Origin of the sequence: Arthrobacter sp. OAP107 (assembly GCF_040546765.1) — a bacterium.
Lineage (GTDB): Bacteria > Actinomycetota > Actinomycetes > Actinomycetales > Micrococcaceae > Arthrobacter.
In genome coordinates this window covers 4404588-4426226 of sequence record NZ_JBEPOK010000001.1, presented here as the reverse complement: position 1 = coordinate 4426226, position 21639 = coordinate 4404588, and the positions used below count along the sequence as shown (strand labels likewise).

Sequence of the window (21639 nt, the reverse complement as noted above, 5' to 3'; positions counted from 1 at the left end):
GCGCCGTTAGCCCCGGACGGACTCCAGCTCGTTCGCAATCCGGCGCTCCAGCTCCGACGCGCTGATGGTCTGCGACCCGCCGTGGGCGCGCAGGAACAGCAGCGACTCGAGGCGCAGCAGCCGCCATTCGCGCTCGGCCTCGTGGTTGGAGTTGTCGATGGAGCGGAAAATCTCCTTGTCGTACAGGTTCGGCTCGTTCAGTGAGCGCTGCCGCACCCGGGCCTGCATCCGCGCCTTGAACGGATCCGTCTCCTGGTTGTCCGGCGCGCGGAGCAGCTTCTCGTACACGGCGGCGCGGTCCTTATGCCCGGTCTGCCGGCATACGTAGCTGGACAGCGCGAGCGAGGCTTCCACGGACCCCCAGCGCCCCGGGTTGCCGTCGAAGGGCAGCACGTTCAGCAGGTCGGCCACGGACAGCGACGCCTCGGCGTCCTTGAGCATGATGAACAGCTCGTGCGCGAGGTCGCTCAGGTCCTTCAGGCAGCTGCCCGACTTGGTGTTGATGCCCTTGACCAGCTTGTCCGCCAGCAACTGCACCCCGACAGAGTCCGGATGGGCCTCCGCCACGGCTTCCACCACGGATTCCGGCGTGCCGGACGGCTCCGGGATCAGGGCCAGGTCTTCGGCGCTGGGACCGACCACCACCGGGGTGGTGGACGGCAGCGGAGGTACGACGACGGCGGCAGGCACGGTGCGCGCAGGCTCCCCGGCTGCTTCGTTCCCCACTACCGAAAGGGGAGCGCCGGCGTCGGACGCCTGGGCCTCTGCTGTTTGGACGGCACCGTCCGACGTTGGGGTGTCCGCCGTTCCGGCGCCGTCTGCGGCATGTTCGACGGCGGTAGCGGACCCGGACGCCATGTGGCCGGCGGCGTCCGGGGCGGGAGCGTCGTCGGCCGCGGGTCCGGGGATCCGGACGGACGAGCCGGCAGCGATGCGGAGCGTGCCGCCGCCGGTGAGGGTCGCAAGGACGATGGCGGGGCTGCCGAAATCGTCGGTTTCGACTTCCACGGAGTGGATTTCCGCGGACCGCTCGCCGTCAGGCAGGAGAAGGTGGTCGCCCGCCCGCAAAGAGCCCGCCTGCTGTTCACGGAAGGTCTTGGCAGCTGCAGGGTGGTTCATCGGGAGTCCTTAAGTTCTCTTGCGGTCCGCCCAACAGTCTACAAAGGAGAGGGTGCGAAGTCGGGTAGGCGCGGGCTCCCGGGCGTCAGGCGCCAACGCCGGCGTAGGCCAAAGCCTGCCGGACCAGGGCGCCGCGGCCGCCGGCGAACTCGAGCTGCACGCCGTCGCTGAGCACTTCCTGGGGAGTCATCCAGGTCAGCTCCAGAGCGTCCTGGCGGGGGTCGCATTCGCCGGTCACGGGGATGATGTAAGCCAGTGACACGGCGTGCTGGCGGTCGTCGGTGAAGCCGGTGTGCGACGGCGCGGGAAAGTATTCGGCCACGGTGAACGGCACGGGGCTGATGGGGAGCTGCGGGAAGGCCAGCGGGCCGAGGTCCTTCTCCATGTGGCGAAGGAGCGCGGCGCGGATGGTCTCGCGGTAGAGCACCCGGCCGGAGACGAGGGACCTGACCATGGTGCCGTCCTCGTCCGCCTGCAGGAGCGTGCCCACCTCATTCACGAAGCCCAGCGGATCCAGCCGGACCGGCACTGCCTCCACGTAGACCATGGGGAGCCTGCCTCTGGCTTCGAAGAGATCTTCGTCCGAGAGCCAGCCGGGGTTGGGGTCAGGGGTGCGCACGTTCATGAATCATTTTTACCCCATTGCCACAGGTCCGGCCGCCGAAGCGTGAGATCACGACGCTTAGCGGCGGCCAAAGCGACGAGATCTCACCACTCGACTTGGCGATGCCGTTGCCCGCGCCGGTGCACGCTACGCCGGGCGCCGGGCCGAGATCCAGAGGGGTGCCCGCTGGCCGCCCGCTCCGTCATTGTCCGGGTGCGCAACATGCAGGGTGCGTCCGAAGGCTTCCTCGGTCAGGGTCACGTCATGTCCCGCCGCCGTGAGGTGGTCCCGCAGTGCCTCAAGGTCCCCGGCATACTCGAACCCCAGGCCCGCGTGCGCCGCGCCTGTGCCGGGCCGCACCATGAGCACGCCGCCGTTCTTTGCGGTGAAGTCGGCGGTTTCGTCGTCGTCCGGGACCGGCCGGAACCGCGCGCCGATGTCCCGCAGCGCCTGGGCCGCGGCTGTCACGTTTTCGCTGAACCAGACCTCCACCACGGCCAGCGCCGGGTCCGCATCCGCGCAGTTGGCCCCGTGGGCGGCCTTGTCGGCGAAGAAGCTGAAGCCGTCCGCGCCCGTGATCCGGCAGGAGTCACCGTGGTCCGCCCGGACCAGCTCTGCGGAGGAGCTGTCCGATTCCGCACCGGACTGGTTGGTGCGCCGGGCAAACTCCTCGAGGTCGCCGACCTCCACGCCAAAGTGCGTGATGCCGTCCTCCGCCGCGCCCGGCTCGGCCTGGTGCAACGCCAGCCGGCCCGCACCGGCGTCGTACTCCCGCCAGGAACCCTCGTCGGTGGACTTGATCATCCCCAGGTCGGTGAGGAGCCGCTCCCAGGGTTCAACCCTGGACGTGAACTGGATGGGGCGGACACGAAGCATGCTCTCTCCTCGAACTCGAAACACCAGGATCTTCGAAAACGTCGCCGACATGGCCATGATGCCACGTCTTGAATCGCGTGGCACCGGGTTGAATCACGGTGCCCGGGTTGAATCCGGAGGCGCTGAAGGCAGAATAGGCGCATGGCCGTTGAACTCGAGGAACTGCTGGTGCCCGATGCCGCTGCCTGGCGGGCGTGGCTGGAATCCCATCACAGCGACAGCCCGGGCGTGTGGCTGGTCCTGCACAAAAAGGGCGGCAACGTCACCGAACTCGACTACGACGCCGCCCTGGACGAGGCGCTCTGCTTCGGCTGGATCGACGGGCAGGTCAAAAAGCGCGACGGCGACAGCTACCTCCAGCGTATGACCCGCCGGGGTGCGAAGAGCCCCTGGTCGGAACGGAACGTGGGCCATGTGGCCCGCCTTGAGGCGGAAGGAAAGATGACAGTCCCCGGCCGCGCCGCCGTCGACGCCGCTAAAGCCGACGGCCGCTGGGAGGCCGCCTATTCGGGACAGGCGACGGCGGAGGTCCCGGCAGACTTGGCCGCCGCCATTGCCGCCGTGCCCGAGGCGCAGGCCATGTTCGATGTACTTACGTCCGTGAACCGCTATGCGCTGATCTACCGCACCAACTCGGTCAAACAGGCGTCGACGCGGGAGCGGAAGATCGCCGGATTCGTCGAGATGCTGGCGCGCGGCGAGACGCCGTATCCGCAGAAGAAGCGCCCGCTGCCGAATTCCGATCAGCCCGCTGGTTGAGCCTGTCGAAACCGGGTGCCGGGGCATCGAAAACGCCGTCCGCGCTAAAATTGCTGCCAACTCCCAACATGAACGGCGAACATGCAGCGGTATTCCCTTCGCGCCCTGGGCCCCCGCGGGCGGTGGGTCGCGGTGGCGGTGATCCTGGCCCTGGTGCTGGCCGCGACAACGATTATCGGCCTGGCCGGCCGTTCAAACAACGGCGGAACGCAGGGCGGCGCCGCACCTGGAAGCTCCGCACCTCAGGGAAGCGGCACGCAGAGTGAAGCCCCGAAACCATTCAGCAGGCCCGAGGGCGCCTCGCAGTTCCGGCCTTCCTACCACCTCACCCCTGCCAAGGAGTGGATGAACGATCCGCAGCGGCCCTTCCTGCTGGACGGGGTGTGGCACTACTACTACCTCTACAACGCGGACCACCCCGAGGGGAACGGCACCGAGTGGTTCCACGTCACCAGCACGGACCTGGTGCACTGGAAGGACGAGGGCGTTGCCATCGAGAAGTTCAAGAACGGCCTCGGGGACATTGAGACCGGGAGTGCCGTGGTGGACCAGGACAACACGGCCGGCTTCGGCAAGGGTGCTGTCGTCGCCGTCCTGACCCAGCAGGACAAGGGTGTGCAGCGGCAGTCGCTGTTCTACTCCACGGACAAGGGCTACACCTTCAAGGCCGCCGACGGGAATCCGGCCATGGACAACCCCGGCGCGCAGCACTGGCGCGACCCCAAGATCATCCGCGACCAGGCCCACGGACAGTGGGTCATGGCGTTGGCCGAGGGGGAGAAGATCGGCCTGTACACCTCGAAGGACCTCAAGGACTGGCGCTACGCGTCCGGTTTCGAGCGGAAGGGCCTGGGGATCCTCGAATGCCCCGACCTCTTCCAGCTGGACGTCGACGGCGATCCCGCCAAACGCACCTGGGTTCTGGCGGCCAGCGCGAACGGCACAGCCGAAGGACGGACCACCGGGGTGGCCTACTGGACCGGGACCTTTGACGGGACCAGGTTCACCCCTGCGGATGACAAACACCAGTGGCTCGACGCCGGCGCGGACTTTTATGCCGCCGTCACCTGGGACGATCCCCGGCTCCCGGAAAACGAACGGATGGCGTCCCGCCACGCCATCGGCTGGATGAACAACTGGACGTACGCCCGTCAGCTGCCCACCACCGATTGGCAGGGCGGCGCCGACTCGATCGTCCGGGACATCCGGCTGAAAACCGTGCAGGGCCGGCCCACGCTCGTCTCCACGCCAACGCCGGCCCTGTCAGCGCTGGACGGCGAAGCCAGGACGGTAGGCAGCAGGGCGCTCACCCCGGAGGGTGCCGGCGGGCTTCCCGCGCCCGCAAGCGGAGCGTACCGGCTGGATGTGACCCTGGAACGGGGTCAGGGCGACGACGGCACGGAGGCCCTGCTGAACCTGGGGAACGGCGGGGCGGACTACGCCACGGTCGGCTACAACTTCGAGGCGGGCACGGCGTGGGTGAGCCGGGCTGCAGTGGTCCCGGGCGCGGACGCCCTCGGACCGCTCTTCACGGACCGGCGGAGCGCCCAGAGCCGGCCGCGCAACGGCAGCGCGCCGGGCGGCTCAACGGTCAACCCGGCAGGCCGGGGCTCCGCGGAGCTGACCATCTTCGTGGACTACTCCTCGGTGGAGGTCTTTGTGAACGGCGGCGAGCAGACTTTGACCTCCGTGGTGCTGCCGAAGGCCGGGCAGCCCGCGGTCAGCGCCGCCACGGCCGGCGGGAAGCTGACGCTGAAGTCGTTTAAGTACACCCCGCTGGCCACCGTGCTGACGGCACGCTGAAGCGGGAACGGCCACGCCGGCCCCGGCGGAACGCGGGGCCCCGGACAGGACCGTCAGGCAGACTCGATCGCGAACGCCACTGCTTCGCCCACCACGCGCAGGCAGAGCTCGGTGCCGGGCTGGGCGATGGACGCGTTCCAGTGCCGGATAGTGATCACCTCGCCGCCGCCGGGATAGCGGTGGTCAGGCAAGGCGCCGGCCAGCTGGGGCGGCACGGCGAGCTTGAGCCGCACGGTGGTCTCCGGGCCGAAATAGTCGGTGTCCACCACCACGCCGCGAATGGGCCCGTCCTCGGCGATCCGGATCTGCTCCGGACGCAGCATGAGCTGGACGCGGCCCTGCGCGGGCGGACGCCGGACGGGAATTCCGCCCAGCGAGCACGTAGCCAGCGAACCCTCCATCCACGCATCGAGGATCACGGCGTCGCCCAGGAACTCTGCCGTGGCGCGGTCGGCCGGCCGGGTGTACACCACGAACGGGTTGCCGATCTGCGCCAGCTTGCCGCCCCGCATGACGGCCACCTGGTCCGCGAAGGACAGCGCCTCGGCCTGGTCATGGGTCACGAGAATGGTGGTGACGCCGGCCTCGTTGAGGACCTTGGCCACGGCCCGCCGCGTGGCGACCCGCAGCCCGGCGTCCAAGGCGGAGAACGGCTCGTCCAGCAGCATGAGTTCGGGCTCGCGGGCCAGCGCCCGGGCAAGGGCAACGCGCTGCTGCTGCCCGCCGGAGAGCTGGTGTGGCCGTCGCTTGGCCATGGCAGTATCCAGCGACACCATCTCGAGGAGTTCGCTGACCCGGGCCTTAACCGCGCGCCGGCCGCCGTCGAGCTTTGACGCACTGAGCCCGAACGCGATGTTCTGCCCCACGGTCAGGTGCGGGAACAGGGCGCCGTCCTGGGCAACATAGCCGACGTGGCGCTTGTGCGCCGGCAGCCACACGCCGTCGCCCGCCACCGGTGAGCCGTTCAGCGAGATGGTGCCGGTGCCCGGGTGTTCAAAACCGGCAATCAGCCGCAGCAGGGTGGTCTTTCCCGAGCCCGACGGGCCAACGATCGCGGTGGTGCCGCCCTTCGCCACGGCCAGGTTAACGCCCTTGAGGACGGCCTGCGAGCCGAAGTTTTTGGTGACGGCGTCGATCTGCAGGTGGCTGTTGGTGCTTGGCGCCACGGACGGTGAGATCCGCGGTTCCGGAAGCCTGGACGGGGATTGTTCGGTCACTGTCCCGCTACTTTCTTGGACTGCTGGAAGAGCAAATAGGTCATGGGCGCCGAGATCACGATCATGAGGAGCGCGTACGGCGCCGCGCCGGCGTAATCGATTTCGCTGCTCTTGCTCCAGAACTCGGTGGCCAGGGTCCGGGTTCCGTTGGGCGAGAGCAGTAGCGTGGCGGTCAGTTCATTGGCGATGCCGAGGAACACCAGCGCTGCGCCGCCGGCCGCAGCGGGAGCGGTGAGCCGGAGCGTCACACGGATGAAGGACAGCAGCGGGGGCGTTCCCAGGGCCTGGGCCGCCTCATCAAGTTCCTTGGGCGCCTGCGCCAGCCCGGCACGGATGTTCACCAGCGCGCGCGGCAGGAAGAGGAGGATGTAGGCAGCCACCAGGACGCCCGAGGTCTGGTAAATGTTCGGGAGCAGCCGGATGCTGACGGTGACGAAGGCCAGGGCCACCACGATGCCCGGCATGGAGCTGGTGACGTAGTTGGAGAGCTCCAGTGCCTTGCTGAACCAACCGGCGTGCCGGACGGCCAGGTACGCCATCGGGAAGGCGACGATGGTGGTGGCCGCGGCGCCTGCCAGCCCGTACAGCAGGGTCTGCCACAGGGCCGGAACGAATTCGTCGGCGGCCCAGATTTCCGTTCCGCCGGCAAAGATCCAGCGCAGGACGAACAGCAGCGGCAGCCCGAAGGCCAGCAGGGTCAGCGCGAGCAGGGCCAGCTGGGCAGGGACCTGGTAGAAGTGCAGGGGCAGCCGCAGGGCCCTGGCCTGGACACCGGAGCCAACGCGGGCGTACCGGGCGGTGCCGCGGCTGCGGACCTCGACCAGGAGGAGCAGGAGGCAGAAGAACACCAGCACGCTGGCCAGCATGGTGCCCGCGGTGCCGTTGAAGGTGGACTGGTACTGCACCATGATGGCGGTGGTGAACGTGTCAAAGCGGATCATCGCGAAGGCACCGTACTCGGCCAGCAGGTGAAGTGCCACCAGCAGCGCGCCGCCGGTCATTGCGATCCGCAGCTGCGGCAGGACCACCCGGAAAAACGCCCGCCAGGCCCCGAGGCCCAGGGAGGCCGCGGACTGCTCGACGGCGGGATCCAGCCGGCTCAGCGTTGCGGCGGCGGGGATATAGACCAGCGGGAAGTAGGAGAGGGTGGCGATCAGCACGCCCGAAAACAGGCCGTGCAGCGACGGCACGGCGGAAACCCACGCGTAGCTGTTGACGAACGCCGGGATGGCCAGCGGGGCCGCAAGCAGCACGGCCCACACCTTCTTCCCGCGGAGGGTGGTCCGTTCCACGAGCCACGCGCCGCCCACGCCCAGGACGAGGCAGAGCGGCACCGTGAGCACAATCAGGAGCACGGTGTTGAGCAGCAGCTCGCCGACCCGCGGGCGCACGATCAGTTCAAGGGCGGTGTCCCAGCCCGTGGCCGCGGTCATCACCGCGACGTAGCCGAGGGGGACGAGGGAAAACAGGGCGATCAGCATCGCCATGACGCCTACTGCGGAAACGCCGAAAGGCGGGCGGGGGCGCTTGCCCCGGCCCGCCGTCGTCGTGCTTCCGGAAGTCTCCGGCGCCGATACGTGCGTGGTCACAGAATTAGAGCAGTCCTGCCTTGGTCATCAGTTCGGTGACCTTCTGGGAGTTGAGCTTGGCGGGGTCCACGGTGGGAGCGTCGAGTTCCTTGATGGGAACCAGCTTCTCGTTGGCGGGGACGCCGGAAGCGATGGCGTATTCGAAGGACGTGCCCTTCTGCAGGATCTCCTGGCCCTTCTTGCCGGTGATGAACTTCAGGAAGGCCTGGGCGTTGTCAGCGTTCTTCGAGGACTTCAGCACGCCGCCGCCGGAGACGGACAGGAACGCGCCCGGGTCCTGGTTCTTGAAGTAGTACGGCGTGACGTTCTTGGAGTTCTCGCCGGTCTTCGCCTGGTCGCCGTAGTAGTAGTAGTGGTAGATCAGCGCGGCATCGACCTCGCCGGCGTTCACTGCCTTCATGGCGGTGCTGTTGCCCTTGTAGGCGGTGGAGTTTTCCTTCATGCCCTTCAGCCAGGCCTCGGCAGCGGCTTCGCCCTTGAGCTCAACGAGGGCGGAGACGATGGCCTGGAAGTCGGCGCCGGTGGGGGAGGCTGCCCACTTGCCCTTCCACTCCGGCTTGGCCAGGTCCAGCATGGACTTGGGCAGCTTGTCCTCGGAGATCTTGTTCTTGTCGTACACCAGGACGGTGGAGCGCGCGGCGATGCCGGTCCACTTGTTGGTGCTGGGGCGGAATTCCGCCGGGACCTGGGCCACGGTGTCCTTGTTGACGTCGGCAAACAGGCCGGCGTTCTCCACCTGCGCCATTGCGGGGGAGTTTTCGGTGAGGAAGACGTCCGCCGGTGAGGCCGCGCCTTCCTGGACGATCTGGTTGGACATCTCGGTATCGTCACCCTGGCGAAGCGTCACCTTGATGCCGGTTTCCGCGGTGAATGCGTCCACCCATTCCTTGGTCAGGCTTTCGTGCTGGGCGTTGTAGACCGTGATCTCGCCCTTGGAGGCGTCAGCGGAGGACGAGGCAGCGGGGGAGGAGCTGGAGCCGCAGGCCGAGAGGCCAAGGGCTGCCGTGGCGGCGATCGCGATGCCGGCCAGCGCGTTGATGCGGATCTTCATCGGGTGCTTCTTTCTGAAAAAGTCTGGTGGGCGAGGCCCTCTGTGAGCTGGGGAAGTTAGGCAAAGCTCACTCGAAAAACTGTAGGTTAGCCAAACCTAAGCACCAAGCGGCAGAGGCATTAAGTGATGAGGATCACATCAATTACGCAACTGTTGCGTGTCCTAATTATGGTGTCCCTGTGAGGCCGGCTTTAGCGATGCCGCGGCCTCCAGGGCCAGCCAGGCCTGAAGCTGGGTGGAAAGTTCGACGGCGGCACCCGGCGGATACGTGCCGTCCGCCGGCCGCCGGGGTTCCGAAGAGAAGATGGGGCGCCCGGCCTGCCCGTGCCGGGCCAGCGGTTCGCCTGCCGCAATGAGCCGGCGGCCGGCCCAAAGGGCATCGGCCGTGCCGGTGACCAGCCCGGCGGCAGTGCTCCGGACGTCCTGCGGCAGCCGTTGGTCGTTCGCGGCCAGCGCCAGGTAGCGGGTGAGGATGCCGGTGAACAGTCCGCCGTCGCCGGTCCCGTCGCAGCGGAGAACCATGGGGTTGGCGGGTTCTGTCCTGTTGGCGGCGCCTGTTCCGTTCGCGGCGTCTGTCCTGTCGGTGAGGGGATCCGGCAGGGTGAGGTGTGCTGCCACCGCGCGCACCACGGTTGCGGCGCGCTCCAGGTTGGCAGTGCCGCCGAGTTCCAGCAGGGCGCCCAGGACGGGCCCCTGGTTATAGGTGTAGATGGCGTCCTCGAGCACCGTCTCCCCGGTGCTGCGGACCCGGATCCCGTCCAGGTACAGCCCGCGGGCGCGGTCGAACAGCCGGGCGTCCAGCCAGTCCAGCAGGGCCTGCGCCCTCGCGGCGTTGCCCGTACGCGCATAGTAAAGCGCCACCGGGGCCGTGGCCGGGGTGTTCTTGAAGTCCCGCTTGGTGCTCCAGAACGTGCCGCCGCCCAGGTCGTCCGTGGATGCCGAGTCGAACTGCAGGGTCAGGCTCTTGCGGATTCTCTCCTGCCGGCGGGGGCTGGGCCTGCGGCTCTCTTCGGCCAGCCGCTCCAACCGGAGCGTGGACAGTGCCAGCCATGCCATGTCGTCGTAGTAATGGTTGACGTACGTCAGGAAATTCCGCAGCCGGATGCCGGTGACCAGCCGCGAGGCGAGCTGGCCCGCGCTGGGGCGGGTGTTGCCGTCGAACTTTGCCGGCGGGCTGCCCGCTTTGCCGAGCTCGCGAAGACCTGTGTCCACGAGGCAGTCCAGATAGTGCGCCTGCCACCAGTAGTGCCACGGGCGGCGGAGGTTCCCGATCCGGCCGGAGGGGCGGGTGGTGGCCGCGATGTGCGTCCCGGGCAGGAAGAACAGCCGCTGGCCAAAGATGTGCGTCACCGACCGCGCGGCCTCGTCGGCCCGCTGCGCCCATTCCGTCGCGGAGGCGGGAGCGGCATGCGGGGTGGCGTCTGCATCGGGCTGCGTCATGCGGCCAGCCTAACGAAAAGCGCCCTGCAAGCGCGCCCTGCAACAGTGCCTTGCAACCGTGTGACGGCGACCGTGCGGCGCGGGTGCATCCGCCGCCCATTTCAGTTAACATTCACTAACTAACGTTCGCGGCCGGATCCGGACCGCATCGACCGGTTCCGCATCAAGGAGGATGTATGGATATCGAGGGTTCCGTCGCGCTCATCACGGGTGGTGCGTCCGGCCTGGGCGCCGCAACGGCCCGGCGGCTGTTCGACGCCGGCGCCTCCGTGGTGCTGGCCGATCTCGCCTCTTCGGCCGGCGCCGCGTATGCCGGGGAGCTGAACGCGGCCGGCCCGCAGAACCTTGGGGGCCATCAGGCGGTGGCCCCCAAGGCGGTTTTCGTGCCCGCTGATGTGACCAGCGAGGACCAGGTGCAGGCCGCCGTCGACGCCGCCGCCGGACTGGGACCCTTGCGGATCGTGGTGAACTGTGCGGGCATCGCCACGCCGGGCAAGGTCCTGGGCCGCGACGGCGTGCTGCCGCTGGAGACGTTCCAGCGCGTCATCCAGATCAACCTGGTGGGGACGTTCAACGTGGTCCGGCTGGCCTCGGCCGCAATGGCCGCCACCGAGCCTGCCGTCACGGAGTTGGGTGGTGAGGAACGCGGTGTCATCATCAACACCGCCTCGGTGGCCGCGTTCGACGGGCAGATCGGCCAGCCTGCCTACGCCGCATCCAAGGGCGGAGTGGCCGCCATGACCCTGCCGCTGGCCCGTGAACTGGCCCGGTCCCTGATCCGCGTGGTCACCATAGCGCCCGGGATCTTCGAGACGCCGATGATGGCCGGGCTGCCGCAGGAGGCACAGGAGTCACTGGGCCGGCAGGTGCCCCACCCCTCCCGGCTGGGCCGGCCCGCCGAGTACGCCAACCTCGCCGCGCACATCGTGGAGAACGCGATGCTCAACGGCGAAACCATCCGCCTCGACGGCGCCATCCGGATGGGTCCCAAGTGAGCCGCACCGGACTTGGCACGACCGCGCCCGTGATACCCGCCGTCGACACCCTGCCTACCGCTGACTTTCTTGGGTACGAGTCCCTGCTCAGCGCCGCCGAGCAGCGGAAGCTGAACGAGTTGCGGGATTTCCTGGCGGCGGAGATCGCGCCGTTCGCGGGGGACTGGTGGAACAGGGCCGAATTTCCGGCCCACATCCTGCCCAAGCTGGCTGCCCTGGAGCTGAGCACGCCGGCGCAGCGCGGCTACAGCCACCTGTTCGCCGGGCTGGTGATCGCGGAGATGACGCGGGTGGACACCTCGATCGCCACGTTTTTCCTGGTCCACCACGACCTCTTCGTCGAATCGCTCTACCGCTTCGGCTCCGAGGACCAGCGCCGCCGCTACCTCGCCAACGCCTCGAACCTCAGGACCACCGGCGCCTTTGCCCTGACCGAACCGGACCACGGCTCGGATGTGGCCGGCGGCATGGAGACGCGGGCACGCCGGATATCCGGCGTTACGGGAGAGGCCGACGACGCCGGGGACTGCTGGGTGCTGAACGGCGCCAAGCGGTGGATCGGCAACGGGACGTTCTGCGACTACCTGCTGGTGTGGGCGCGGGACGAGGCCGACGGCGCGGTGCGCGGCTTCATCGTGGACGCTTCGCTGCCCGGGGTGAGCCGGAGCCGCATCGAGAATAAGATCGCGCTGCGCACGGTGCAGAACGCCGACATAGTGTTCGAGGACGTCCGGGTTGCCGAGGCGGACCGCTTTGCCGGCATCGGCAGTTTCGAGGACACCAACGAGCTGCTCCGCGGTTCCCGCATCATGGTGGCCTGGCAGGCGGTGGGGCAGCAGCTGGCGGCGTTCGACGTCGCCCGGCAGTACGCCGTCGAACGCCAGCAGTTCGGCCGTCCGCTGGCGAGGTTCCAGCTCATCCAGCAGCAGCTGGTGTCCATGCTGGGGAACGCGGTGGCGAGTATGGGCATGATGGTCAGGATCGCCCAGCTGCAGGAGCAGGGCGCCGGGATGGCGCAGGTGGCGCTGGCCAAGTCCTACACGTCGGCGAGAATGCGCGAAACCGTGGCAATGGGCCGGTCCATCCTGGGTGGCAACGGCATCGTCACGGACTACCGGATGGCCAAGATCTTCGCCGACGCCGAGGCCATCTACACCTATGAGGGCTCGTTCGAGATCAACACGCTGATCGTGGGCCGGGCGGTCACCGGCGTCTCCGCAATCGCCTGACGGTTCTCCAGGCCCAGAGCGAAGCGCGAACTGGCAGGTAATGCCCGGAAATCTCCGTTTTGAGGGCATCAGCTGCCAGTTCGCGCATGACGGTCCGTGTTTCAGGAGGCGGGCTGCTTTTCACCGGCCTCGATCCGGGCGTCCAGGCTGTTGTTCCGCACCGGCATGGGGCAGGTGCCGTACGGCGTGAAGGCGCTGGGGTAGTTGATGGCGCGGTTGAAGTCCAGCACCACGGAGCCGTCTGGCCGGGGACGGGCTGTGGACACCTTGCGCCATTCGTCGGTCGATTCGCCGTTGGTCTCGTCGTGGAACGTGACGGTCAGGGCACCCAGCTTCTCCTCTTCGGCCTGAAGCCGGTACTCGTGGTCCTTGCCGGGCAGCCGGAACACCAGTTCGCCCACGCTGCGATGTACCCCGTCCACCAGCGGGTTGGCGGTGGAAATGGGCACATCCACCGGCTCCGGGTAGGGCTCGAACCTTGCCTCCACCGCAAGGTCGGGCCGGAAGTCAAAGGTGGGCACTCCGTCGAACCCGGTGAACACCGGCGACGACGAATCCCGGGTGCGGAGCGCGTACCTGTCGGCGCGCATCGCCAGCTCCACCACCACCTGCCGGCCGTCCGCGCCGCCGAACTGCACCCACATCAGCGATTCCTCGTCCGCGAGCCGGGCGGTAACCGTCCCGTCCACCGGCTCCCCGGTCGCCACGAGCGTCAGCCCGTCGGACGCGGCTGCGGTGAGTGTCGCCGTCGTACCGTCCGCTGACCACCGTCCGGGGACAAGGTCGACGGCGGCCGGCTGGCTTTCCAGCCACTGGAACGAGGTGAGGGTGAGCCAGCCGTGTTCGGCCGCGAGGGCGGTGTCGCGGCCCTTGCGGAAGCGGCGCCAGCGCTCGAGCTGGCCGTCTGCTGTGGTGCTCATGTGTCCTCCAACGGTGCTGCGTGTTACGGCCGGTGCGTGGCCGGCCATGGGGGTCAACTCCGGGCCCAGCCGCTTCATTCCGCGGGCCCCGGTTCCGCCGTCAAAAGCGCCGCCGGAACCGCGCACTGCCCCCGGACGCGCGGCCGGAGTAGCCTTGGTGAATGGCCCCGTTCCGGCGGATCCCGGGGGCCATGTTCCAGGTGCAGCGCCCTAAATACAGCGACCGGCCGGTCCGGTTCAAGGGCCTGACAACATCTGAGACATATTCCCGGGCTGCGGCCGGCTGCGGGTAACATCCCATAGGAACAGTAACCCGGCTCACAGTATCCAGCGCAGTGTACGAGCCAAAGTCGAACACTCGAAAGATAGTTTTCCATGGCTGACACTGCAATGAATTCCGAAACAGATCTCGCCGCCGAACTCCGCGCGGACGTGCGCCGCGTCTCCACCCTGCTGGGCGAGTCCCTGGTCCGCCAGCACGGCCCTGAACTCCTTGACCTCGTGGAGCAGGTGCGCCTGCTCACCAAGGAATCCAAGGAGGCCGCCCGGGGCGGCGCGGACGCCACCGGGCCGTGGAGCGCGCACGACGTCGTTGCCCAGGTCCGCGAGCTCCTCGCCTCCCTGCCGCTCGAGCAGGCGACCGACCTGGTCCGTGCCTTCGCCTTCTACTTCCACCTCGCCAACGCCGCCGAGCAGGTCCACCGGGTCCGCCGGTTGCGCACCCGGCAGGAGAAGGACGGCTGGCTGGCCAAGGCCGTCGAGGACATCGCGGGCCAGGCCGGCCCGGCCGTGCTGCAGGAAGTCGTCAACGAACTCGATGTGCGCCCGATCTTCACCGCGCACCCCACGGAGGCGTCCCGCCGTTCCGTGCTGGACAAGATCCGCAAGCTCTCGGACGTCCTGGCCCAGCCCACCGAGGAAGGCACCAGCGCCCGGCGCCGGCAGGACCGCCAGCTGTCCGAGATGATCGACCAGATGTGGCAGACGGACGAGCTGCGCCAGGTCCGGCCCACACCGGTGGATGAGGCCCGCAACGCCATCTACTATCTCAACAGCATCCTGACGGACGCGCTGCCCGAGATGCTCACGGATTTCTCGGAACTCCTCGGCGAGCATGGCGTCGCGCTGCCGGCCCAGAACGCCCCCATCCGGTTTGGTTCCTGGATCGGCGGTGACCGCGACGGCAACCCCAACGTCACCGCGGCCGTGACCCACGAGATCCTGCAGTTGCAGAACCAGAACGCGGTGCGGATCAGCATCGCCATGATCGACGAGCTGATCTCGGTCCTGTCCAACTCCACCGCCCTGGCCGGTGCGGACCAGGCACTGCTCGATTCGATCGACGCCGACCTCGCGAAGCTGCCCGGCCTTGACCCCCGCATCCTGGAACTCAACGCCCAGGAGCCCTACCGGCTGAAGCTGACCTGCATCAAGGCCAAGCTCATCAACACCGGCAAGCGCGTCGCCTCCGAAGCCAAGCACCAGCCGGGCCGCGACTATACCTCCACCGAGGACCTGATCGGCGAGCTCGAGCTGCTGGAGCTGTCCTTGCGCAACCACTCGGCGGCCCTCGCCGCGGACGGCGCGCTGGCCCGTGTCCGCCGGGCCATCGCCTCGTTTGGCCTGCACCTGGCCACCCTCGACATCCGCGAGCATGCAGACCACCACCATGACGCCGTCGGGCAGCTCATGGACCGCCTCGGCGGCCCCGGCATCCGCTATGCCGAGCTGACCCGGGAAGAGCGGCTCGAGGTCCTGAGTGCCGAACTCGCCTCCCGCCGTCCGCTGTCCGGCCACCCGATCAAGCTCGACGGCGCCGCTGACGGCACGTACGACGTCTTCCGGGAGATCCGCCGCGCCCTGCGCACCTACGGCCCGGACGTGATCGAGACGTACATCATTTCCATGACCCGCGGCGCCGACGACGTCCTGGCCGCCGCGGTCCTGGCCCGCGAGGCCGGCCTGGTCAGCCTATTCGGTGACGCCCCGTACGCCAAGATCGGCTTCGCGCCGCTGCTGGAAACCGTTGAGGAGCTGCGTGCCTCGGCGGAGATCGTGGACCAGCTGCTGTCCGATCCCTCCTACCGCGAGCTGGTCCGGCTGCGCGGGGACGTCCAGGAAGTCATGCTCGGCTACTCGGACTCCAACAAGGAATCCGGCGTGATGACCAGCCAGTGGGAGATCCACAAGACCCAGCGCAAGCTGCGCGACATCGCCACCAAGCACGGCGTCCGCGTGCGCCTGTTCCACGGCCGCGGGGGTTCCGTGGGCCGCGGCGGCGGACCCACCTACGACGCGATCATGGCGCAGCCGAACGGTGTCCTCGAGGGCGAAATCAAGTTCACCGAACAGGGCGAGGTCATTTCGGACAAGTACTCCCTGCCGGAGCTTGCCCGCGAAAACCTGGAACTGTCCCTCGCTGCCGTGCTGCAGGGGTCTGCGCTGCACCGCACGCCGCGCACCTCGGACGACCAGCGTGAGCGGTTCGGCCACGTCATGGAGACCATCTCCGACGCCGCGTTCGCCCGCTACCGCAGCCTCATCGACCACCCGGACCTGCCGGCGTACTTCCTGGCCTCGACGCCGGTGGAGCAGCTTGGTTCGCTGAACATCGGCTCCCGCCCGTCCAAGCGCCCGGACTCCGGTGCCGGGCTGGGCGGCCTGCGCGCCATCCCGTGGGTGTTCGGCTGGACCCAGTCGCGGCAGATCGTGCCGGGCTGGTTCGGCGTCGGCTCCGGGCTGAAGGCGGCACGCGAAGCCGGGAACTCCGCCCAGCTCGTGGAGATGATGAACGGCTGGCACTTCTTCCGTTCGGTGCTGTCCAACGTGGAGATGACCCTGGCCAAGACGGACATGGAGATCGCCGGATACTACGTGGACACCCTGGTCCCGGCGGAGCTGCACCACCTCTTCCGAGCCATCCGTGACGAGTACGAGCTCACCGTCTCCGAGATCCAGAACCTCACCGGCGAGAACGTGCTGCTGGACGCCCAGCCCACGCTCAAGCGGTCCCTGGAAATCCGTGACCAGTACCTCGACCCGATCAGCTACCTCCAGGTGGAACTGCTCCGCCGCGTGCGTGCAGAAGGCGCCGGCATTACCGGCGGCGAGATCGACGAGCGCCTGCAGCGGGCCATGCTCATCACCGTCAACGGCGTGGCAGCAGGCCTCCGCAACACCGGGTAGCCCCCGGACGCGGCCTCACCTCCCGCAGGTTTCCCCGGGACGCGTCCTCACTTTTCGTCGGGTTTGCCGCAACGCTTCCTCATCCGCTGAGGGAGCGTTGGGGGTTAAGCGGCGGGATCGGAGGAAGCGTCAGCTGCCGTAGTGCACCACGATGGTACGGCGGGGCGTCGTGCTGGGGACACCGTCGCCGTCGTCGGAGTAAGCCACGGTGCTAACGCGCACGCCGTAGAGGGCGGACAGCTGGGCGTCGGTCAGGAGTTCCGCGGCCGGGCCTGTCCGCACGCCGCCCGAGCCCAGCAGGACCACGCGGTCGGCCAGGTGCAGGGCGTGATCTGGATGGTGGGTGCTCAGGAGCAGGGCCATGCCGTCGGCCATCAGTTCGCGCAGCAGCGTCAGTACCCGGGCCTGGTTCTTGAGGTCGAGGCCGGTGGCGGGCTCGTCCAGCACCAGGATGGGCGAGCCGGCGGCAATGGCCCGGGCGATCAGGACCAGCTGCTGCTCGCCGCCGCTCAGTGTGGGGAAACGCCGGTCCCGCAGCCCGGCCGCGCCCACCCGCTCCATCGCCTCCAGTGCTGCCGCGTGGTCGGACGGACCGGGTGTCCGGAACACGCCAACGTGCCGCGCCCGCCCCATCAGGACCATGTCCAGCGCCCGGTAGGCAAAGGCGCTGCCATGCGCCTGCGGCACGTAGCCGGCGCTTTCACTCCGCCGGACGGTTCCCTCCCGCGGGTCTAGCAACCCCGCGGCGCAGCGCACCAGCGTGGTCTTGCCGCTGCCGTTGGGGCCCAGCACGGCGGTGGCAGTTCCCGGCGGCACACGGAAACTGACGCCGCGGAACACCCAGTCCCGGGACGAATAGCCGAAGCCAACGCCGTCGAGTTCAAGCACTGTCCCAGACCTTCTCGCGGTTCCGGTGCAGGAGCATGAAGAACACGGGCGCGCCGATCAGGGCCGTGAGGACGCCGAGCGGGATTTCCCCGGCGGTGGCCGTCCGGGCGATGGTGTCCACCAGGACGATGTAGGCGCCGCCGAGCAGGAAGGACACGGGCAGGAGGACCCGGTGGTCCGGGCCCACCCACATCCTGGCGAGGTGCGGGATCACCAGGCCCACCCAGCTGACGGCGCCGCTGACCGCCACCGCACCGGCCACGATCAGGGCCACGGCCACGAGCACCACCCAGCGGAGCGGGCGGGGGCGGACACCAAGGGCAGCAGCGTCCTCGTCGCCGAGGGACAGCACGTTGATCCGCCAGCGCAGGGCCAGGAGGACGGCGGCCCCGCCGAGGACAGGGATCAGGGCCACGGCGACTTTGCCGAAGGTGGCCGTGGACACGCTGCCCAGCAGCCAGAAGACGATGGCGGGCAGTGTGGTGTTGGGGTCCGCAATGTAGGTCACCAGTGCCACCAGGGCCGAAAAGAAGGACCCGGTGACCACACCGCCGAGCACGATCATGAGCATCGGTGTGCCCGAGCGTCCCGAGGTGATCAGGAACAGCGTCCCGAGGGCCAGCAGCCCGCAGGCAAAGGAACCGCCCACCAGCAGGAACGGACCCAGGCCGAGCAGCAGCGCCAGGGCGCCGCCGAAGGATGCGCCGGCAGACACCCCGATGATCTCGGGGCTGACCAGGGGGTTGCGGAAAATGGCCTGCAGCGCGGCGCCGCCGATGGCCAGGCCGCCGCCCACCAGCAAGGCGAGCAGGACCCGGGGCAACCGGACCAGCAGCACCACATTCTGCTCGGTGCCGGTGGCCTGAACCGGAACCGGCGCGAGTTGCCCGGCCAGGATCTGGACCACGTGGTCCAGCGGCACGCTGTACCGCCCCACCGCCAGCGCCAGCACCGCGACGGCGGCAAGGAAGCAGGCAGCTAAGGCGATGGGAACGACGACGGCGGCTTCCCGCCGTCGTTCTCCCTCCCGGCGCCTCCCTACGGTTTGATTTGCAGTGCCGTCCGGGGCAGGAAAAGGCCCCGCCCGCGGCAGTGCCGGCTGCGCCGGCCGCGGCCGCCTGCGCAAGCGCGGGGAACCGGCCCCATCAAGCATTGAACTGCCGGTAGTCGGCGGACTGCCCGTTTTCCGCGGTCCAGAGAATCTTGTCCAGTTCACCCTTGGTGAGCTCGTGGTTGTACAGGAACCTGAAGTATTCGGACGCCTTGCTCCGCACCGCGGACCTCTGCTGCGGGAAGGCGATGTCGCCGAGCCAGTGCCACATCAGCGGTGACTCCTGCCCGGGCGGATCCCAGCGGTAGCCGCCCAGCGGGACCTTGTACACGCGCTTCGAGCGCACCGCGGCCACGTTCTGCCACACCGGGTCCGAGTAGACGTCCTGCGGCATGGCGGCGTCGAAGTTGCCCAGCAGGATGACCTCGGGGTCCCAGCGCAGCACCTGCTCGATGTCGACGCCCACCATGCCGGAACCGGTCAGGGGGTCCTTGCCGGTGGGCGGGTTGGAGCCGCCCACCAGCTTGATGTAGAAGTCGTTGTAGCTGTTGGCGCCGGCAACCTTGAGTCCGCCCGTGAAGCGGTTGAAGTACAGGATGCTTGGGCCCTTGGACGCCCGTCCGGCCGCCAGGGACCTGACCTCGGCAAGCTCCTGGTCGCTGCGGGTTTTGAGCTCGGTGGCACGGTCGGGCTTGCCGAGCATGGTGGCGAACATGCTGACCCAGGCGTCCACATCCTCCTGGGTTCCGGAGTTCTTCAGTCCCAGCACCTGAAGTCCCGCCTTCTCCAGGGGTTCGATGAGCTGCGCGTCCGACCATTGGACCACCATGTCCGGGTTGAGGGCCCGGATGCTCTCAACGTTGGCGGTGAAGTCCTGCGTGGCGATGTCGTGGGGGAGGTCCAGGGCGGCCGGAAACATGGTGCCCATGACGCCGTCGCGCATGGCCGCCCAGGAGGCGTTGTGCATGGCCGCGAGGTGGTCGGCGCTGCGGTCGACGGCCACCAGCAGCGACGCCGACGGCATCGGGATGGTCACCACCCGGGCCACCGGCCGGGCGAAGGAGAGGGTTTTGCCGCGCTGGTCCGTGAGGCTGATGCTGTTGGTGCTGCCCGAAGGGGACGACGGCGGTGCGGTGCCGGATGCACCGCACCCGGCCAGCAGGGCGGCGGAGCCGCCGGCAATAAACACCTGTAGGGCGGCGCGGCGGTTCAGGTCTGCAGCTGTCATCGTTGACTCCCTGCGAGTGGGTCCTCACAGCATCCGCTTTGGGGGCAGGGCTGTCAACGCCTTCGCCGGCGCTCCAGGGATTGCCGGCTGCGTTCCGGGAATTGCCGGCGGCGGCCCGTCCCTTGTCGGCGCCATGGCCCGGTGCTACTTTCAGAAGACGCTCGCAGAAGGTGGCCACGGGATGGTTATCGATGGTGCCCAGTTGTTTGTCCGCTATGCCTATCCGCCCAATTCGCGGGGCAGCTGCGGTCCGCCGGACAGTGATGCCCTGCTGCACTATGGGCAGTCCGGCGTCACGGATCAGGGGCTCCGCGAACTGGCCAAGGGTTTTGCCGGCGCGTGGCCGTACCTCGAACTGATCGCGGGATCGCACGGCATCGCCGATCCGCTGGATGCCCGCGTGGTGGAGGCCTACTGGGTGGGCAACACCCTGCTGGATTCCGTCGGCATCACGAACATCGGAAATTCCATGGAGGACCGCTTCCGGGCGCGCACCGGACGGCAGTTTCCGCACCTGGTGGAAGGCGTGCTGGCGGGCGGGGTCCCGCACCACAGTTTCCACGTCTTTGAAATCTATCCGTGGCTGGGCCTGCTCCGCGACGAGCGCCGGCACGCCACCGCACTGAACGTGCTGGACAGGTGCCGGATCCGCTGGGGACAGGTGCTCGCAATGACCGGCGACGACGCCGTGGTGCGGTCCCGGCCGCTGGTGTGGGACGGCACGGCCCTGGACATCGGCGAACCCGTGGTGGAATCGGCCAAGTTTGCCGTGAACGGGACCGGGTTCGTGGCCGGGCTCGCAGTGGGCGACGTCGTCTCGCTGCACTGGGACTGGGTGTGTGACCGGTTGTCGGCCCACCAGTTGCAGCAGCTGAAGCACTTCACGGCCCGGCACCTGCGCATTGCCAATTCCGGCGTGGAGCACCGCGGAGCGGCCATAGCACTCGAGCATTAGAGCATCGGAGCACTGGAGTCGAACTCCAATCCCGGCCCCGGGCGGGGCCGGGATCCAGGGCGGCTGCCTATGGCGGCGGCGGCCTAGGGTGACTGTGGCGCCGCGCTGTCGGGATGCTCGGGGCTCTTGACGGCGGTCGCATCGCGGGCGGACGACTCGCCGGTTGGCCTGCCGGCAGGGGATTCGTCGGTGCCCGTGTGCTCGCGTCCCGGTTCGGAGCCCTCCTCCTTGACGACGTCCTCGCCCCTGCGGGTGGTGCTGACGCCGACGCCGGCGGGCGCCGGTGCCGCGTCCTCCGGAGTTTCGTCTGCTCCGGGCTGGGCGGGTTCCTTCAGCGGCGGTTCGCTGCCGAACGCCCGCGCCGTACCGGGTGCTGTGCCCGAAGAGGTGCCCTGTTCCTTGTCGGCGGGATCAGGCTGGTTCGTGGGTGACATGCTGCTCTCCTTGTGGTGGTTGTGCCGGCTGGGGTCCGGGCGCGGTGTCCGCCGGGCGGCCCATCAGTTCCAGCCCGTCCATGGCCTGTTCCGCGCCCGCGGCGTCCACGCGTTCCAGCGCGAAGCCCATGTGGATGAGGACCCAGGTACCGGGTTCCAGGGGCCCCTCATCCAGCAGCCCAATATTGATCTTCCGCTGCACTCCGGCCACATCGACCAGTGCGAGCTGGCCGCCGTAGCCCTCGAGGAGTTCAACGACCCTGCCGGGAATTCCTAGGCACATGTATGACACCGC

19 protein-coding genes are annotated in these 21639 nt (G+C 68.5%); 6 read left to right on the top strand and 13 right to left on the bottom strand.

The features are described from left to right. Positions 1 to 6: 6 nt before the first annotated feature. From ABIE00_RS20290 to ABIE00_RS20280, 3 genes are all read right to left on the bottom strand, one after another. Positions 7 to 1119, bottom strand: coding sequence for a DUF6707 family protein (locus tag ABIE00_RS20290; protein WP_354262463.1), 1113 nt, complete (start codon positions 1117 to 1119; stop codon positions 7 to 9). A gap of 85 nt (positions 1120 to 1204) precedes the next feature. Further along, positions 1205 to 1744 (bottom strand): NUDIX hydrolase family protein, encoded by a 540-nt coding sequence (locus tag ABIE00_RS20285; protein WP_354262462.1) that lies wholly within the window; start codon positions 1742 to 1744, stop codon positions 1205 to 1207. A gap of 126 nt (positions 1745 to 1870) precedes the next feature. Continuing rightward, positions 1871 to 2599: a VOC family protein gene (locus tag ABIE00_RS20280; RefSeq protein ID WP_354262461.1), complete on the bottom strand. Its 729-nt coding sequence runs from the start codon at positions 2597 to 2599 to the stop codon at positions 1871 to 1873. 141 nt (positions 2600 to 2740) lie between these two features. On the opposite strand from ABIE00_RS20280, the gene ABIE00_RS20275 reads away from it, so the two are divergent. Continuing rightward, a complete protein-coding gene (locus tag ABIE00_RS20275) occupies positions 2741 to 3358 on the top strand; it encodes a YdeI/OmpD-associated family protein (protein ID WP_354262460.1) in 618 nt (205 codons plus the stop codon). 81 nt (positions 3359 to 3439) lie between these two features. Then, the gene (locus ABIE00_RS20270) at positions 3440 to 5161 is read left to right on the top strand and encodes a glycoside hydrolase family 32 protein (protein WP_354262459.1); all 1722 of its coding nucleotides are present in this window, start codon (positions 3440 to 3442) and stop codon (positions 5159 to 5161) included. A gap of 53 nt (positions 5162 to 5214) precedes the next feature. Here the strand turns inward: ABIE00_RS20270 and ABIE00_RS20265 are convergent, their stop codons facing one another. From ABIE00_RS20265 to ABIE00_RS20250, 4 genes are all read right to left on the bottom strand, one after another. Then, on the bottom strand, positions 5215 to 6378 hold the full coding sequence (locus tag ABIE00_RS20265) for an ABC transporter ATP-binding protein (RefSeq protein ID WP_354262458.1): 1164 nt from the start codon (positions 6376 to 6378) through the stop codon (positions 5215 to 5217). Then, the gene (locus tag ABIE00_RS20260) at positions 6375 to 7967 is read right to left on the bottom strand and encodes an ABC transporter permease (protein ID WP_354262457.1); all 1593 of its coding nucleotides are present in this window, start codon (positions 7965 to 7967) and stop codon (positions 6375 to 6377) included. Before ABIE00_RS20260 ends, ABIE00_RS20265 begins: the two co-directional genes overlap by 4 nt. Positions 7968 to 7971: 4 nt before the next feature. After that, on the bottom strand, positions 7972 to 9018 hold the full coding sequence (locus ABIE00_RS20255; protein WP_331571968.1) for an iron ABC transporter substrate-binding protein: 1047 nt from the start codon (positions 9016 to 9018) through the stop codon (positions 7972 to 7974). Between the two features lie 162 nt (positions 9019 to 9180). Next, positions 9181 to 10458, bottom strand: coding sequence for a glycoside hydrolase family 76 protein (locus tag ABIE00_RS20250; protein WP_354262456.1), 1278 nt, complete (start codon positions 10456 to 10458; stop codon positions 9181 to 9183). A 176-nt stretch (positions 10459 to 10634) separates the two neighbouring features. On the opposite strand from ABIE00_RS20250, the gene ABIE00_RS20245 reads away from it, so the two are divergent. Beyond that, complete coding sequence (locus ABIE00_RS20245) at positions 10635 to 11453, top strand: SDR family NAD(P)-dependent oxidoreductase (RefSeq protein ID WP_354262455.1); 819 nt, start codon at positions 10635 to 10637, stop codon at positions 11451 to 11453. Then, on the top strand, positions 11450 to 12682 hold the full coding sequence (locus ABIE00_RS20240) for an acyl-CoA dehydrogenase family protein (protein WP_502914244.1): 1233 nt from the start codon (positions 11450 to 11452) through the stop codon (positions 12680 to 12682). The genes ABIE00_RS20245 and ABIE00_RS20240 overlap by 4 nt, the downstream gene beginning before the upstream one ends. Before the next feature lie 101 nt (positions 12683 to 12783). On the opposite strand, the gene ABIE00_RS20235 is transcribed toward ABIE00_RS20240, so the two are convergent. Then, a complete protein-coding gene (locus ABIE00_RS20235) occupies positions 12784 to 13602 on the bottom strand; it encodes a DUF1684 domain-containing protein (protein ID WP_354262454.1) in 819 nt (272 codons plus the stop codon). 375 nt (positions 13603 to 13977) lie between these two features. Here ABIE00_RS20235 and ppc point away from each other — a divergent pair, with 375 nt between their 5' ends. Then, a complete protein-coding gene (ppc, locus tag ABIE00_RS20230; protein ID WP_354262453.1) occupies positions 13978 to 16788 on the top strand; it encodes a phosphoenolpyruvate carboxylase in 2811 nt (936 codons plus the stop codon). 129 nt (positions 16789 to 16917) lie between these two features. On the opposite strand, the gene ABIE00_RS20225 is transcribed toward ppc, so the two are convergent. Genes ABIE00_RS20225 through ABIE00_RS20215 form a run of 3 tightly spaced genes read right to left on the bottom strand, consistent with a single transcriptional unit; the run spans position 16918 to position 19955 of the window. Continuing rightward, entirely contained in the window at positions 16918 to 17676 is a 759-nt protein-coding gene (locus ABIE00_RS20225; RefSeq protein WP_354262452.1) for an ABC transporter ATP-binding protein, read from the bottom strand. Then, positions 17669 to 18829 carry a FecCD family ABC transporter permease gene (locus ABIE00_RS20220; protein ID WP_354262451.1) on the bottom strand — a complete coding sequence of 387 codons (1161 nt, stop codon included), beginning with the start codon at positions 18827 to 18829 and terminating at the stop codon, positions 17669 to 17671. Before ABIE00_RS20220 ends, ABIE00_RS20225 begins: the two co-directional genes overlap by 8 nt. Further along, positions 18822 to 19955, bottom strand: coding sequence for an ABC transporter substrate-binding protein (locus ABIE00_RS20215; protein ID WP_354262450.1), 1134 nt, complete (start codon positions 19953 to 19955; stop codon positions 18822 to 18824). The genes ABIE00_RS20220 and ABIE00_RS20215 overlap by 8 nt, the downstream gene beginning before the upstream one ends. Positions 19956 to 20136: 181 nt before the next feature. Between ABIE00_RS20215 and ABIE00_RS20210 the strand changes: the two genes are divergently transcribed. Next, entirely contained in the window at positions 20137 to 20910 is a 774-nt protein-coding gene (locus ABIE00_RS20210) for a DUF6390 family protein (RefSeq protein ID WP_354262449.1), read from the top strand. A gap of 83 nt (positions 20911 to 20993) precedes the next feature. Here ABIE00_RS20210 and ABIE00_RS20205 read toward each other — a convergent pair whose 3' ends face one another. Beyond that, complete coding sequence (locus ABIE00_RS20205; RefSeq protein ID WP_354262448.1) at positions 20994 to 21344, bottom strand: hypothetical protein; 351 nt, start codon at positions 21342 to 21344, stop codon at positions 20994 to 20996. Further along, a complete protein-coding gene (locus ABIE00_RS20200; protein ID WP_331571948.1) occupies positions 21322 to 21627 on the bottom strand; it encodes a HypC/HybG/HupF family hydrogenase formation chaperone in 306 nt (101 codons plus the stop codon). The genes ABIE00_RS20205 and ABIE00_RS20200 overlap by 23 nt, the downstream gene beginning before the upstream one ends. Positions 21628 to 21639: the final 12 nt, after the last annotated feature.

What these genes read in the sequence shown, in the direction of transcription:
- ABIE00_RS20255 (WP_331571968.1), bottom strand. Translation starts at nt 9,018, where the DNA reads ATGAAGATCCGCATCAACGCGCTGGCCGGCATCGCGATCGCCGCCACG.
- ABIE00_RS20270 (WP_354262459.1), top strand. Translation starts at nt 3,440, where the DNA reads ATGCAGCGGTATTCCCTTCGCGCCCTGGGCCCCCGCGGGCGGTGGGTC.
- ABIE00_RS20235 (WP_354262454.1), bottom strand. Translation starts at nt 13,602, where the DNA reads ATGAGCACCACAGCAGACGGCCAGCTCGAGCGCTGGCGCCGCTTCCGC.
- ABIE00_RS20200 (WP_331571948.1), bottom strand. Translation starts at nt 21,627, where the DNA reads ATGTGCCTAGGAATTCCCGGCAGGGTCGTTGAACTCCTCGAGGGCTAC.
- ABIE00_RS20280 (WP_354262461.1), bottom strand. Translation starts at nt 2,599, where the DNA reads ATGCTTCGTGTCCGCCCCATCCAGTTCACGTCCAGGGTTGAACCCTGG.
- ABIE00_RS20245 (WP_354262455.1), top strand. Translation starts at nt 10,635, where the DNA reads ATGGATATCGAGGGTTCCGTCGCGCTCATCACGGGTGGTGCGTCCGGC.
- ABIE00_RS20215 (WP_354262450.1), bottom strand. Translation starts at nt 19,955, where the DNA reads ATGACAGCTGCAGACCTGAACCGCCGCGCCGCCCTACAGGTGTTTATT.
- ABIE00_RS20290 (WP_354262463.1), bottom strand. Translation starts at nt 1,119, where the DNA reads ATGAACCACCCTGCAGCTGCCAAGACCTTCCGTGAACAGCAGGCGGGC.
- ppc (WP_354262453.1), top strand. Translation starts at nt 13,978, where the DNA reads ATGGCTGACACTGCAATGAATTCCGAAACAGATCTCGCCGCCGAACTC.
- ABIE00_RS20220 (WP_354262451.1), bottom strand. Translation starts at nt 18,829, where the DNA reads ATGCTTGATGGGGCCGGTTCCCCGCGCTTGCGCAGGCGGCCGCGGCCG.
- ABIE00_RS20285 (WP_354262462.1), bottom strand. Translation starts at nt 1,744, where the DNA reads ATGAACGTGCGCACCCCTGACCCCAACCCCGGCTGGCTCTCGGACGAA.
- ABIE00_RS20275 (WP_354262460.1), top strand. Translation starts at nt 2,741, where the DNA reads ATGGCCGTTGAACTCGAGGAACTGCTGGTGCCCGATGCCGCTGCCTGG.
- ABIE00_RS20205 (WP_354262448.1), bottom strand. Translation starts at nt 21,344, where the DNA reads ATGTCACCCACGAACCAGCCTGATCCCGCCGACAAGGAACAGGGCACC.
- ABIE00_RS20210 (WP_354262449.1), top strand. Translation starts at nt 20,137, where the DNA reads ATGGTTATCGATGGTGCCCAGTTGTTTGTCCGCTATGCCTATCCGCCC.
- ABIE00_RS20250 (WP_354262456.1), bottom strand. Translation starts at nt 10,458, where the DNA reads ATGACGCAGCCCGATGCAGACGCCACCCCGCATGCCGCTCCCGCCTCC.